Here is a 14,076-nt window from a genome sequence, read left to right as displayed (position 1 = left end):
AACCTCAGCTCCTCTCCATGTCCGTTGCCGGGCCAACGCTAACAGGAGTCGGCAGCGCGGTTCGGTGGAACGACGGAGTCCGGTGCCAGGCTCAGCGACGGGCCTGGTGACCAGGGTCAGTGGCAGAGCCCGGCCTCGTGCGCGGCATGACCGCTCGGCTCCAGCTGGAAGGTGCAGTGCTCGACGTCGAAGTGGGACCCCAGGCACCCCTGCAGATCGTGCAGCATCTTCTCGTGCCCCACCGCGTCCAGCACGTCCTGCGCGACGACGACATGCGCGGAGAGCACCGGCATCCCCGACGTGATGGTCCAGGCGTGCAGGTCGTGGACGTCCTCGACGCCGGGCAGCGCCACTATGTGCTCGCGCACCTCGGCCATGTCGACGCCGGTGGGTGCCGCCTCCAGCAGCACGTCGAGGGTCTCCCGCAGCAGCTTGACCGTACGGGGCACGATCATCAGGCCGATCAGGAGCGAGGCGATCGGGTCGGCGGCCTGCCAGCCCGTGGCCAGGATGACGCCCGCCGAGACCAGGACCATCACCGAGCCGAGCGCGTCCGCGAGCACCTCCAGATACGCGCCCCGCACATTGAGGCTGTCCTTCCGGCCCCGCATCAGCAGCGACAGCGACACCAGGTTGGCGATCAGACCGACCAGGGCGAACGCAATGGTGAGACCGCCCTTGGTCTCGGCGGGCGTGATGAAGCGCTGCACCGCCTCGTACAGGAGGTAGCCCCCGACCCCGAGCAGTAGCAGGCAGTTCGCCAGCGCGGCGAGGATCTCGGCGCGGGCGAAGCCGAAGGTGCGCCGGGCGTCGGCCGGGCGGGCGGCGAAGTGGATCGCCAGGAGGGCCATGGCGAGGCCGAGACCGTCGGTCGCCATGTGCGCGGCGTCGGCGATGAGGGCCAGCGAGTCCGCCAGGATCCCGCCCACGATCTCCAGGACCATCACGCCGAGCGTGATCGCGAGCGCGATCCGCAGCCGTCCTTTGTAGGCGGCGGCCGCGGTGCCCGTCGGCGGGACACCGCCGCCGTGCGTGTGTCCGTGGTCGTGCCCTGCCCCCATGAAAGACGCCTCCCGGGTTGTCCGATTCGATCTGTCCGTCCGGCCAGTGAACTACGGGTGGGGGGTATCGGGCAACCCGACGTTGAACACCGTTGTCATATGCTCTGACCTGCGATGATGTCCGCAGGTCAGAGCGGCGGGCGAGCAGGGTCGATCGGCGGAGCGCCGGCTCAGCGGACGCGGGCCTCGGGGTGGCGCACCACCCAGCCCTCCCAGGCCGACTCCACCATCTCGCGCACCCCGCGCGAGGCCGTCCAGCCCAGCTCCTTGGCGATCCGCTCGACGGAGGCGACCGCCCGTGCCGCATCACCGGCCCGGCGCGGCTCGACGACCGCGGGCGTGCCGTGGCCCGTCACCTCGGCGACGAGGCGGGCGAGCTCGCGGACGGAGACGCCCTCGCCGCGGCCGATGTTCACGGTGAGGTCCCCGGCGCCGTCCTGGCCGGCCAGACGGCGGGCCACGGTCAGGTGGGCGTCGGCGAGATCGGCGACATGGATGTAGTCGCGGATGCAGGTGCCGTCCGGGGTCGGGTAGTCGTCGCCGAAGATCCGCGGCGCCTCGCCACGGGTGATCCGGTCGAAGAACATCGGGATGATGTTGAACACCCCGGTGTCGGCGAGCTCGGGCCGGGCGGCGCCCGCCACGTTGAAGTAGCGCAGACAGGCCGTGGCGATGCCGTGCGCCCGGCCCGTCGCCCGCACCAGCCATTCGCCCGCGAGCTTCGTCTCGCCGTACGGGTTGATCGGCACCGCGGGGGTGTCCTCCGTGATGAGCTCCACATCGGGGACCCCGTACACGGCGGCGGACGACGAGAAGAGGAACCGCTTCACTCCGGCGGCGACCACGGCCTCCAGCAGGACGGTGAGCCCGTGCACATTCTCGCGGTAGTAGCGCAGCGGCTGCTCCACGGACTCCCCGACCTGCTTCTTCGCAGCGAGATGCACCACACCCGTGACCGCGTGCTCGGCGAGCGTGCGGTCCAGCAGCTCCCGGTCGAGGACCGAGCCGCGCACCAGGGCCACGCCGTGGGGCAGCCGCCCGGCGACGCCCGTCGAGACATCGTCGAGGACGACGACGCTCTCCCCGGCCTCGGCCATGGCATGCGCCACATGGGCCCCGATGTACCCCGCTCCACCTGTGATCAGCCAAGTCATAGCCGCCACCCTAGGGGGTGCGCGGGGGCGGTTTGTGGGGCAAGGCGAGGATCGACGATGATGATCTAGGTGGGGTCCAGTGGATCAGGCCGGATCGGCGTACGGTGCCAGGGCACGCGAGCCCGGCAGGCTCCGCAAGACACCACCCGGGCCGGGCCGGGGCGACCGCGGCCCGGCCGGGAACCGCGGCCCCCGGCGGGTGCAGCGGTCGGGCCGGGGGAGCGGGGGATGTCCCCAGCGGTAAACCTCGGTGAACGCAAGATTCCGAACATCCGATAGCCTCACCCGACGTGCCGCCGCCCGTGTCCCGGGCCGAGCCGCGTGCACATCCATCTGTCAGTGCCAAGGAGTGAGTCCGTCTGTCGACCGCCGTCCTCACCGGTCCGCCGGTACCCGGATCGCCGCTCGAAGGCGAGCTGCGGTCGCTGGGCTTCGATGTCCGCGTCGCCTCCGGCCCCGACGAGACCGCCGCGCTGCTCGCCGCGGTCCCGCCCGCCGACCGGGTCGCCGTGGTCGACCCCGGCTTCGTCGGCCACCTTCACGCCCTGCGCCTGGGCCTCACCGACCCCCGCTTCCCCGCGGCGGCGGTCCCGGGCGCCGTCACGGCCCAGGCCGGGGCACGCGGGGCTCTGCTGAGCGCGCTGCACACGGCCGCCGCCCCCGCCCCGGACGCCGCGTCGTCCGCCGGTAGGCGCGCCCCCGTGCACAGCGGGGTGCTCGCCGACCGCGTCGCGGACGCGCTCGACGCCGACGGCACCCCGGTGCACCGGCCCGAGATCGGGTCGCTCGTGGCGACCGTGCCGGGTGACGCCCAGGCCCGCAACGAGGCCCGGCAGGCCGTCGCGGCCGTCGACGACGAGGACGTACGGCTGCGCTCCGCGGTGAAGGCGCGGGACGGGTTCTTCACCACCTTCTGCATCAGCCCCTACTCGCGCTACATCGCCCGCTGGTGCGCGCGGCGGGGGCTGACCCCCAACCAGGTCACCACCGCCTCGCTGATCACCGCGCTCATCGCGGCCGCGTGTGCCGCGACCGGCACGCGCGGGGGCTACGTGGCCGCCGGCGTGCTGCTGCTCTTCTCCTTCGTCCTGGACTGCACGGACGGGCAGCTCGCCCGCTACTCCCTGCAGTACTCGACGATGGGCGCCTGGCTCGACGCCACCTTCGACCGGGCCAAGGAGTACGCCTACTACGCGGGCCTCGCCCTCGGTGCCGCCCGGGGCGGCGACGACGTCTGGGCCCTGGCCCTCGGCGCGATGATCCTCCAGACCTGCCGCCACGTCGTGGATTTCTCCTTCAACGAGGCGAACCACGACGCGGTGTCCAACACGAGCCCCACCGCCGCCCTCTCCGACAAGCTCGACAGCGTCGGCTGGACGGTCTGGGTGCGCCGCATGATCGTGCTGCCGATCGGCGAGCGCTGGGCCATGATCGCCGTACTCACGGCCGTGGCCACGCCCCGCATCGTCTTCTACGCCCTGCTCGTCGGCTGCGCCTTCGCCGCCACGTACACCACCGCGGGCCGCGTCCTGCGCTCGCTCACCCGCAAGGCACGGCGCACCGACCGCGCGGCCACCGCCCTGGCGGAGCTCGCCGACTCCGGTCAGCTCGCCGAGAGCTTCGCGGCGGCCTTCGCCAGGGTGGCCCGGCCGCTGCCCGGCTTCGCGCCGCTCGTCGTCGCCGTGGGCGGCGGTGCTGCCGTCGTCACTGCCGCGGGTGTCACGGACGTCGGCAGCTGGTGGCCGGTCGTGGCCGCCGTGCTCTACGTCGCGACTTCGGGCTTCGCCGTCGCACGCCCCCTCAAGGGCGCGCTCGACTGGCTCGTCCCCCCGGTCTTCCGGGCCGTGGAGTACGGCGTGATCCTGCTCCTGGCCGCCCGTTCCGAGGTGAACGGAGCGCTTCCCGCGGCTTTCGGCCTGGTGGCCGCGGTCGCCTACCATCACTACGACACGGTGTACCGCATCCGCGGGGGCACCGGCGCGCCGCCTGCCTGGCTGGTGCGGACGATCGGCGGGCATGAGGGCCGCACGCTGGCGGTGGCGGTTCTTGCTGCACTCCTGGCGTCCCACGGCACCGGCTTCACCGTCGCGCTCACCGTGCTCGCGGTGGCCGTGGCGCTGGTGGTGCTCGTGGAGTCCATCCGCTTCTGGGTCTCCGCCGGAGCACCCGCCGTACATGACGAAGGAGAACCCGCATGATCGGCCTCGTACTGGCAGCCGGTGCCGGACGGCGTCTGCGTCCCTACACCGACACGCTTCCGAAGGCCCTCGTGCCGGTTGACGGGGACCTGTCGGTCCTCGACCTCACGCTGAAGAACTTCCGCGAGATCGGCGTCACCGAGGTCGCCGTCGTCGTCGGCTACCGCAAGGAAGCCGTGTACGCGCGCAAGGACGAGCTGGAGGCCACGTACGGTCTGAAGCTCACCCTCATCGACAACGACAAGGCCGAGGAGTGGAACAACGCCTACTCCCTCTGGTGCGCCCGTGACGTCCTGAAGCAGGGCGTCATCCTCGCCAACGGCGACACCGTGCACCCGGTCTCCGTCGAGAAGACGCTGCTCGCCGCCCGCGGCGACGGCCAGAAGATCATTCTCGCCCTCGACACGGTGAAGCAGCTCGCCGACGAGGAGATGAAGGTGATCACAGCGGACGGCCAGGGTGTGCAGAAGATCACCAAGCTGATGGACCCCGCCACCGCCACCGGTGAGTACATCGGCGTCACCCTCATCGAACCCGAGGCCGCCGAGGAGCTGGCCGACGCCCTGAAGGCCACCTTCGAGCGCGACCCCGACCTCTACTACGAGGACGGCTACCAGGAACTGGTCCACCGCGGCTTCCGGATCGACGTGGCGCCGATCGGCGACGTGACGTGGGTCGAGATCGACAACCACGACGACCTCGCCAAGGGCCGGGAGATCGCGTGCCAGTACTGACACGGCTGATCCCGTCCCCCGTCGTCGTCGACATCCGCCCGGGCGCGGTGGACGATCTGCCCGGGCTCCTCGCCGACCAGCGGATCTCCGCGTCGGGCAGGCTGGCGTTCGCCATAAGCAACGGCTCGGGCCAGGCCCTGCGCGAGCGGCTCGCCCCGCTGCTGCCCGACGCCGACTGGTACGAGGTCTCGGGCGGCACCATCGACGCCGCGGTCAAGCTCGCCGACGACATCAAGGGCAGGCGGTACGACGCGGTCGTCGGCCTCGGCGGCGGCAAGATCATCGATGTGACCAAGTACGCCGCGGCCCGGGTCGGCCTGCCGTTGGTGGCCGTCGCGACCAACCTCGCCCACGACGGACTCTGCTCCCCGGTCGCCACGCTGGACAACGACAACGGCCGGGGCTCCTACGGTGTCCCCACGCCGATCGCCGTGGTCATCGACCTGGACATCATCCGCGAGGCCCCGGTCCGCTTCGTCCGGGCCGGAATCGGCGACACGATCTCGAACCTCTCGGCCATCGCCGACTGGGAGCTCTCGCACCGGATCACCGGCGAGCCGGTCGACGGACTGGCCGCCGCCATGGCCCGTACCGCGGGCGAGGCCGTCCTGCGTCACCCCGGTGGCGTCGGTGACGACGGCTTCCTCACCGTGCTGGCCGAGGGACTGGTCCTGACCGGCATCGCCATGTCGATCAGTGGAGACACCCGGCCCTCGTCCGGCGCCTGCCACGAGATCAGCCACGCCTTCGACCTGCTGCACCCCAAGCGCTGCGCGCTCCACGGCGAGCAGGTCGGAATGGGCGCCGCCTTCGCGATGCACCTGCGCGGCGCCCACGAGGAGTCCAGGCTCTTCGCCGACGTGCTCGGCAAGCACGGACTGCCGGTCCTCCCCGAGGAGATCGGCTTCTCCGTCGACGAGTTCGTCGCGGCCGTGGAGTACGCGCCGCAGACCCGCCCCGGACGCTTCACCATCCTCGAGCACCTCGACCTGTCCACCGATCAGATCAGGGACGCGTACGCCGACTATGCCAAGACCATCCGTAGCTGAACTCCGCCCGGTCGTGCACCCGGCGGGAGTCAAGGACCGGCGCAGCGGCGAGCACTGGGGCGGCCGCCTGTACATGCGCGAGATCTCCCTGCGCGTGACCCGCTCCCTGGTCACCACCAAGGTCACGCCGAACCAGCTGACCTACCTGATGACCCTCGCCGGCGTCCTGGCCTGCCCGGCCCTGCTGGTGCCGGGCATCTGGGGAGCCGTCCTCGGCGTGGTGATGGTCCAGCTCTACCTGCTGCTGGACTGCGTGGACGGCGAGGTGGCCCGCTGGAAGAAGCAGTACTCCCTCTCCGGCGTCTACCTGGACCGGGTCGGCGCCTACCTGTGCGACGCGGCGGTCCTGGTCGGCTTCGGTCTGCGCGCCGCGGACCTGTGGGGCAGCGGGAGGATCGACTGGCTGTGGGCGTTCCTCGGCACGCTCGCGGCGCTCGGCGCGATCCTGATCAAGGCCGAGACCGATCTGGTCGGCGTCGCCCGGCACCAGGCCGGGATGGAGCCGGTGAAGGACGCGGCGGCCGAGCCGCGCTCGTCCGGCATGGCGCTCGCCCGCCGGGCCGCCGCCGCGCTGAAGTTCCACCGGCTGGTCCTCGGCATCGAGGCATCCCTGCTCATCCTGGTGCTGGCGATCCTCGACCAGGTCCGGGGCGATCTGTTCTTCTCCCGCCTCGGCGTCGCGGTGCTGGCCGGCATCGCCCTGCTGCAGACGGTGCTGCACCTGGTGTCCGTCCTCGCCTCCAGCAGGCTGAGGTGAGCGGCATGAAGCTGGGTGCAGTGATCATCACCATGGGCAACCGGCCCGACGACCTGCGTGCCCTCCTCGACTCGGTCGCCAAGCAGGAGGGCGACACCATCGAGGTCGTCGTCGTCGGCAACGGCGCCCCGGTGACCGACGTCCCCGACGGCGTACGCACGATCGACCTGCCGGAGAACCTGGGCATCCCCGGCGGCCGCAACGCCGGGATCGAGGCCTTCGGCCCCGGCGGCCGGGACGTCGACGTCCTGCTCTTCCTCGACGACGACGGTCTGCTGCCCAACAACGACACCGCGGAGCTGGTCCGCCGGGCGTTCCTGGACGACCCGAGCCTCGGCATCGTCAGCTTCCGGATCGCCGACCCGGAGACCGGCGCCACCCAGCGCCGGCACGTCCCGCGGCTGCGTGCGTCCGACCCGATGCGCTCGTCCCGGGTGACGACCTTCCTCGGCGGCGCCAACGCCGTCCGTACGAAGGTCATCGCCCAGGTCGGCGGCCTCCCGGACGAGTTCTTCTACGCGCACGAGGAGACGGACCTCGCCTGGCGGGCGCTGGACGCCGGCTGGATGATCGACTACCGCTCCGACATGGTGCTGTTCCACCCGACGACCCCGCCCTCGCGGCATGCGGTCTACCACCGCATGGTGGCGCGCAACCGGGTGTGGCTGGCCCGGCGCAACCTGCCCGCGCCCCTGGTGGCGGTCTACCTGGGGGTATGGATTCTCCTTACCCTGGTGAGACGGCCTTCGGCCGCGGCGCTCAAGGCGTGGTTCGGCGGCTTCAGGGAGGGCTGGACGACTCCGTGCGGGCCTCGCCGACCCATGAAGTGGCGTACCGTGTGGCGACTGACCCGGCTGGGCCGACCACCCGTCGTCTGACGGGCCGGGATCTGAGAGCATCGGGCGTACTCCGGGACCTGGCCGCCACCTGAGCGCCCACCTGCCGCGCATCTTGAACACGAAAGTTTCAACTTGTGAGTGACACAACCCACGACGGCGCGATCGCGACCAGCGCTCCGCCGTCTCCCGACGACGGTCTCACGTCGGCGGAACTCGCCGCCAAGTACGGCCTGTCGGTGAGCGGTGCCCGACCGGGGCTCTTCGAGTACGTCAGGCAGCTCTGGGGCCGTCGGCACTTCATCCTGGCCTTCTCCCAGGCGAAGCTCACGGCCCAGTACAGCCAGGCGAAGCTCGGTCAGCTGTGGCAGGTGGCGACACCCCTGCTGAACGCTCTCGTGTACTACCTGATCTTCGGCCTCATCCTCGGCGCCGGACGCGGGATGTCGAAGGAGACCTACATCCCGTTCCTGGTCACGGGCGTGTTCGTGTTCACGTTCACCCAGACCTCGGTGATGGCGGGCGTCCGGTCGATCGCCGGAAACCTCGGGCTGGTCAGGGCGCTGCACTTCCCGCGCGCCTCGCTGCCGATCTCGTTCGCGCTGCAGCAGCTGCAGCAGCTGTTGTTCTCGATGATCGTGCTCGTGCTCATCGTGGTCGCGTTCGGCAGCTACCCGTCGCTGAGCTGGCTGCTGGTGCTGCCGGCGCTCGCCCTGCAGTTCGTCTTCAACGTCGGCCTCGCGCTGATCATGGCCCGGATGGGCAGCAAGACCCCGGACCTCGCCCAGCTGATGCCGTTCATCATGCGCACCTGGATGTACGGCTCGGGCGTCATGTTCTCGATCCCGGTGATGCTGGAGGGCAAGCCGGCGTGGATCGCCGACGTCCTGATGTACAACCCGGCGGCCATCTACATGGACCTGATCCGGTTCGCCCTGATCGACTCGTACGACTCGTCGAACCTGCCCTCGCATGTGTGGCTCGCCGGCCTGATCTGGGCGCTCCTGCTGGGTGTTGCCGGTTTCGTGTACTTCTGGAAGGCGGAGGAGCGGTACGGCCGTGGCTGACCTGCAGAAAGAAGACCTGGTACCCGGCGCCCGGGTCCCCACCGTCATCGCCGACGACGTGCACATCGTGTACCGAGTCCACGGCAGCACGGGCGGCCGGGGCAGCGCGACCGCGGCCCTGAGCCGGATACTCCGACGGGACCGCGGCGAGTCGCGCGGCGTCCGCAAGGTGCACGCCGTGCGCGGTGTGTCCTTCACGGCGTACCGCGGCGAGGCCATCGGCCTCATCGGCACCAACGGCTCGGGCAAGTCGACCCTGCTGCGGGCGATCGCCGGCCTGCTGCCCACGGAGAGCGGCAAGGTCTACACCGACGGCCAGCCGTCCCTCCTCGGGGTCAACGCGGCGCTGATGGGCGATCTGACCGGCGAGCGGAACGTCATCCTCGGCGGCCTGGCCATGGGCATGTCGCGCGAGGAGATCCGCGAGCGCTACCAGGGCATCGTCGACTTCTCCGGGATCAACGAGAAGGGCGACTTCATCACGCTGCCCATGCGCACGTACTCCTCCGGCATGGGCGCCAGGCTCCGCTTCTCCATCGCCGCGGCCAAGGACCACGACGTGCTGATGATCGACGAGGCGCTGGCCACCGGTGACCGGAAGTTCCAGAAGCGCTCCGAGGAGCGCATCCGCGAGCTGCGCAAGGAGGCCGGCACGGTCTTCCTGGTCAGCCACAGCAACAGCTCGATCAGGGACACCTGTGACCGCGTCCTGTGGCTGGAGAAGGGCGAGCTGCTGATGGACGGCCCGACCGACGAGGTCATCAAGGCGTACGAGAAGGAGACCGGCAAGTAGTCCCCGGTCCTCGAATCGGAAGGGCCCCCGCCGGATCGCTCCGGCGGGGGCCCTTCCGATGAGTGGGGCGGCGGGACGGGACCGGCAGGCCCCGCCCCGCCGCCCGGGTCAGACGGCGACCGGGGTGCGGGGCTCCTCCAGGGGAGCCTCGCGCAGGCCCACCCGTGCGTGCAGCCTGCGCAGGGCCTTCGGGGCGTACCAGGCGTGACGCCCGAGCAGGCGCATCGCAGCCGGTACGAGCACGCCGCGCACCGCGATCGCGTCGATGACGATGGCCAGCCCGCTGCCGATGCCGAACATCTGCAGGAAGCTGATGCTGCTGGTGCCGAAGGCGAAGAAGCTCACCGCGAGCAGCCCGGCGGCCATGCTGACGATCCGCCCGGTGTGCGACAGACCCGTCGTCACCGTGGTCGCACGGTCCGCCCCCGTGTCGTGCAGCTCCTTCATCCGGCTGGTCACGAAGACCTCGTAGTCCATCGAGAGACCGAACGCGACGCAGAAGAGCAGCACGGTCATCGAGGTGTCGAGCGGCGTCGGCGTGAAGCCGAGCAGTGAGGCGAGATGGCCGTCCTGGAAGACCCACACCATCGCGCCCACGGCCGCGGACAGACTGATCACGTTCAGCACCAGCGCCCGCAGCGGCTGGACGACGCTGCCGGTGAAGAGGAAGAGCAGCACGAAGGTCGACACCGCGATCATGCCGATGGCGAGCGGCAGCCGGTCGGCGATGGCGGCCTTGGAATCGACCAGCCGCGCGTCGTCGCCGCCGACCAGGGCTTCGGTGCCGCCCGGCGCGGACACGGCTCGGACGTCGTGGACGAGCTCCTGGGCCGCGTCCGACTTCGGTGCGAGGGAGGTGACGACGACCAGGCGCTGGGCGTCGGGGCGCCCGAGCGCCGCGTTCTGCGGGCCGGCCTGTCCCCTCGCCCCGTCCGTGTACGTACCGATGCTCGCGTCCACGCGGACGACGCCGTCGAGCCGGGACAGCTCGCTCGCGTACGCGCCGAGCGGCCCGGACGCGACGGGCCCCGCCGTCACCACCTGCACGGAGCCGGTGTCGTCGCCCGCGAAGTCCCGCTGGACGGCGGCAGCGACCTGGCGGCTCGCCGCGCTCTCGGGCAGCACCCGCTCGTCCGGGGTGCCGAAGGTGACACCCAGCAGCGGGCTCGCGGCCGCGAGCAGGACGGCGAGCACGGGGAGCGCGGTCAGGGCGGGCCTGCGCATGACGGCCCCCGCGAGGCGTCCCCAGAACGGCGCGTCGGGCCGCTGCACCGACGCCGCCCACGGCAGCCGGCCCTTGTTCACCCGGTGCCCGAGCAGCACCAGCAGCGGCGGTACGACGAAGAGGGCGGCGAGCACCGCGACCACGACGACGCCGATGCCCGCGTACGCGAAGGAGCGCAGGAAGAACGGCGGGAAGACGAGCAGCGCGGCGAGCGCGGCGGCCACCGTCGCGGCCGAGAACACGATGGTCCTGCCCGCCGTGCGGACGGTCGTGACCACCGCGTCCTCGATCTCGTCACCGGCCGCGAGCTGCTCGCGGAAGCGGCTCACCAGCAGCAGTGCGTAGTCGATGCCGAGGCCGAGGCCGAGCGCGGTGGTGAGGTTGATGGAGAACACCGACACGTCGGTCAGCGACCCGAGGAGTGACAGCTCGGCGAAGGTCCCGACGATCGCGATGAGTCCGATGACCAGCGGCAGCAGCGCCGCGACCAGGCTGCCGAAGGCGAGCACGAGCAGGATGAGGGTCACGGGGACGGCGATGGCCTCCGCGACCGCGAGGTCCGCACCGACCTGCGAGGTGACGTCGTTGCCGATGGCGGCCTGCCCGCCGGCCCGCACCGAGACCCCGCCGCGGTCGCCCGCGTAGGTGTCGGTCAGTTTCCGTGCACGGTCCGCGCGCTCGTCCTCCGTGCCGGTGACATGGGCGGCGACGAGCGCCTGGTCGCCGTCCTCGGACGCGAGCTGCGGGCTCCTGGCGTCCCAGTACGAGACCACATTGGTCACCGTGGGGTCGTTCCTGAGCCCTTCGGCGATGGCGCGTCCCCGCTCCTCGACGGCGGGGGACGACAGCCCCCCGGCCGCCGATCCCCCGGACGAGACCAGGAAGACGAGGTCGGTCTGCCCGCCGAACTTCTCGTCGATGAGGGCCTGGGCCCTTGTCGACGGCGCGTTCGGGTCGTCGAAGCCGCCTCCGAGCAGTTTGCCGAATGCTCCGGTGCCGAGCACGGCCATGACGGCGACCGCGGCCGCGGCCAGTACGAGTACGAGGCGAGCGCGGCGCAGTGCGAGCGCGGCGATCCTGGTCAGCATGGGCTCCCCCTTGCGTTTCCGCCGATGTTTACGGCGTTAACACCGACTGTCCCAGGGGATGTTTATGCTGTCAACATCAGGCAGGATGAAGCTATGGCGACAACTCACGGGACGACGAGCGGCAAGGCCGGCTACCACCACGGCGACCTGCGCAACGCGCTGATCGCCGCCGCGGTCGACCTCGCGACCGAGGGAGGTCCGGAGAAGGTCGTTCTGCGCGAGGCGGCCCGGCGCGTCGGCGTGTCGCCGACGGCCGCGTACCGCCACTTCGAGGGCCAGGGCGACCTGCTGCACGCGGTGAAGATCCATGGCCAGCTGGCGCTCGTCGAGTGGATGGAGCGCGCGTCCGCCGCCGTGCCCCGCTGCGAGGACCCCGGAGACGCGGCCGAGTCGCGGATCGCGGCCATGGGGCGCGGTTACGTCGGCTTCGCCCTCGCGGAGCCCGGCCTCTACCGGGCCGCGTTCTGCAATCCCAAGCTCCCGGGCGGATCCGACGAGGACGAGGAGTGGGCCGGGCTCACCCCGGCCGGCCCGGGGCCCGAGTTCGGGGCGTTCGTCCTGCTGACCGCGGCCCTCGACGCCCTGGTCGCCACCGGCCGTATGCCCGAGAGCAACCGCGCGGCCGCCGAGGTCGCCGCGTGGTCGGCCGTCCACGGGCTGTCCATGCTGATCCTCGACGGTCCGCTGAAACGACTGCCGCTCGAGGAGCGCGACGCGGTGATCGACCGGACCGTCGCGACGATCACCGCCGGCCTGACGGCGCCGCGGTCCGCGGTGCACGGCAGTGGACCGGACGCGCCTGCGGGTGCACCGGCCGAGTGAGGGTCAAGTACCGGTTCGCCCGATGCCAAGCAACCGTCAAGTCGTGTGCCGCCCGGGAAGGTTGGCGTTGGATCGCATCGTTCTTGTAATGCGCGCAACACCCCGGGAGGGGTCCGGGCGTTGTACAACGTAAGCTGTACCGGTGCTGATTCGCGGCAAGTGGGGCGATACCCCCTAGGTGTCCCGCCCGCCGGGCGGTTCCCCACCGGGAAAGACCGGCGGCGTGTCCGAAATAGGATGTATTGGGTCGGCAGTGTAGAACGGGAGACGTGACGGCTATGACGGAAAATCTCCAGCTCCGCGTGTGTAGTGCCGTCCCCGCGCCGGGCAGTCCGCAGTGACAGGTACCCGGCAGGTGCGCCCCGATGCCTCCACGCGCACCACACTCGACAAGGCCGCGGGCGAGAACTTTCCGGTGGCCCCCTTCTTCCTGCCGCGCGCGTGGCGCGACGACCTCATGGCCGTGTACGGCTACGCCCGTCTCGTCGACGACATCGGCGACGGCGACCTCGCGCCCGGCGGCGCCGATGCCCGCCATCTCGGCCTCGACCCCGCGCAGGCCGACGACCGGCTCGTGATGCTCGACGCCTTCGAGGCAGACCTGCGGCGCGTCTTCGCCGCCGCCAGCAGTGGCGACGGCAGCGGCGACGCCGGCCACGGCACCCCGCGTCATCCGCTCCTGCGCGCCCTCGTGCCGACCGTGCGCCGCTGCGGGCTCACCGCCGAGCCGTTCCTCGGCCTGATCGAGGCCAACCGCCATGACCAGCTCGTCGGCCGCTACGAGACGTACGAGGACCTCGTCGCGTACTGCGAGCTCTCCGCCAATCCCGTCGGCCGCCTCGTCCTGGGCCTCACCGGCACCACCACCTCCGAGCGCGTGCGGCTCTCCGACGCGATCTGCACCGCACTCCAGATCGTCGAGCACCTCCAGGACATCCCGGAGGACCTGGCCCGCGACCGGATCTACGTCCCGGCCGAGGACATGGAGCGGTTCGGGGTCACCGAGGACGACCTCGCGGCGCCCACCGGGGGCGCGTCGGTGCGCGCCCTGGTCGCGTACGAGGCCGAACGCGCCCGCCGTCTGCTGGATGAAGGCACCCCCCTCGTGGGTAGCGTCCACGGCAGGCTCAGACTGCTGCTCGCCGGGTTCGTCGGCGGAGGGCGCGCCGCCCTCGACGCGATCGCGGCCGCCGGACACGACGTACTCCCCGGTCCGCCCAAGCCCACCAGGTCACGACTCATCCGCGAAGTGGGAGCTGTCTTGCGTAGAGCCGGTAGAGAGGGGTGAGCCG

Annotated in this window: 12 protein-coding genes; 9 read left to right on the top strand and 3 right to left on the bottom strand. The window is 71.3% G+C overall.

Going from position 1 to position 14,076, the window contains the following annotated elements; translation table 11 throughout:
• Positions 1–116: 116 nt before the first annotated feature.
• Positions 117–1,061 (bottom strand): cation diffusion facilitator family transporter, encoded by a 945-nt coding sequence (locus ACFV9O_RS27295; protein WP_385422258.1) that lies wholly within the window; start codon positions 1,059–1,061, stop codon positions 117–119.
• A gap of 170 nt (positions 1,062–1,231) precedes the next feature.
• A complete protein-coding gene (galE, locus tag ACFV9O_RS27290; protein WP_385422256.1) occupies positions 1,232–2,215 on the bottom strand; it encodes a UDP-glucose 4-epimerase GalE in 984 nt (327 codons plus the stop codon).
• A 359-nt stretch (positions 2,216–2,574) separates the two neighbouring features.
• Between galE and ACFV9O_RS27285 the strand changes: the two genes are divergently transcribed.
• From ACFV9O_RS27285 to ACFV9O_RS27255, 7 genes are all read left to right on the top strand, one after another.
• A complete protein-coding gene (locus ACFV9O_RS27285) occupies positions 2,575–4,413 on the top strand; it encodes a DUF5941 domain-containing protein (RefSeq protein ID WP_385422300.1) in 1,839 nt (612 codons plus the stop codon).
• Positions 4,410–5,147, top strand: coding sequence for a sugar phosphate nucleotidyltransferase (locus tag ACFV9O_RS27280; RefSeq protein WP_385422254.1), 738 nt, complete (start codon positions 4,410–4,412; stop codon positions 5,145–5,147). Before ACFV9O_RS27285 ends, ACFV9O_RS27280 begins: the two co-directional genes overlap by 4 nt.
• Positions 5,135–6,196, top strand: a complete 1,062-nt coding sequence (locus ACFV9O_RS27275) for an iron-containing alcohol dehydrogenase family protein (protein WP_385422252.1) — start codon at positions 5,135–5,137, stop codon at positions 6,194–6,196. The genes ACFV9O_RS27280 and ACFV9O_RS27275 overlap by 13 nt, the downstream gene beginning before the upstream one ends.
• A complete protein-coding gene (locus ACFV9O_RS27270) occupies positions 6,174–6,953 on the top strand; it encodes a CDP-alcohol phosphatidyltransferase family protein (protein WP_385422250.1) in 780 nt (259 codons plus the stop codon). Before ACFV9O_RS27275 ends, ACFV9O_RS27270 begins: the two co-directional genes overlap by 23 nt.
• Before the next feature lie 5 nt (positions 6,954–6,958).
• On the top strand, positions 6,959–7,831 hold the full coding sequence (locus tag ACFV9O_RS27265; RefSeq protein ID WP_385422248.1) for a glycosyltransferase family 2 protein: 873 nt from the start codon (positions 6,959–6,961) through the stop codon (positions 7,829–7,831).
• Positions 7,832–7,926: 95 nt separating this feature from the next.
• On the top strand, positions 7,927–8,856 hold the full coding sequence (locus ACFV9O_RS27260) for an ABC transporter permease (protein ID WP_385422246.1): 930 nt from the start codon (positions 7,927–7,929) through the stop codon (positions 8,854–8,856).
• Position 8,857: 1 nt separating this feature from the next.
• Positions 8,858–9,649: an ABC transporter ATP-binding protein gene (locus ACFV9O_RS27255; protein ID WP_385422298.1), complete on the top strand. Its 792-nt coding sequence runs from the start codon at positions 8,858–8,860 to the stop codon at positions 9,647–9,649.
• A gap of 108 nt (positions 9,650–9,757) precedes the next feature.
• Here ACFV9O_RS27255 and ACFV9O_RS27250 read toward each other — a convergent pair whose 3' ends face one another.
• Entirely contained in the window at positions 9,758–11,962 is a 2,205-nt protein-coding gene (locus ACFV9O_RS27250) for an MMPL family transporter (protein ID WP_385422244.1), read from the bottom strand.
• 93 nt (positions 11,963–12,055) lie between these two features.
• Between ACFV9O_RS27250 and ACFV9O_RS27245 the strand changes: the two genes are divergently transcribed.
• A complete protein-coding gene (locus tag ACFV9O_RS27245) occupies positions 12,056–12,784 on the top strand; it encodes a TetR/AcrR family transcriptional regulator (protein WP_385422242.1) in 729 nt (242 codons plus the stop codon).
• Between the two features lie 337 nt (positions 12,785–13,121).
• Positions 13,122–14,072: a squalene synthase HpnC gene (gene hpnC / locus ACFV9O_RS27240; RefSeq protein WP_385422240.1), complete on the top strand. Its 951-nt coding sequence runs from the start codon at positions 13,122–13,124 to the stop codon at positions 14,070–14,072.
• The last annotated feature ends 4 nt before the right edge of the window (positions 14,073–14,076 follow it).

It is taken from the genome of Streptomyces sp. NPDC059909 (assembly GCF_042730885.1).
GTDB lineage: Bacteria > Actinomycetota > Actinomycetes > Streptomycetales > Streptomycetaceae > Streptomyces.
Note: the sequence above shows the minus strand (reverse complement) of the source record. Positions and strands in the feature narration are given on the sequence as shown.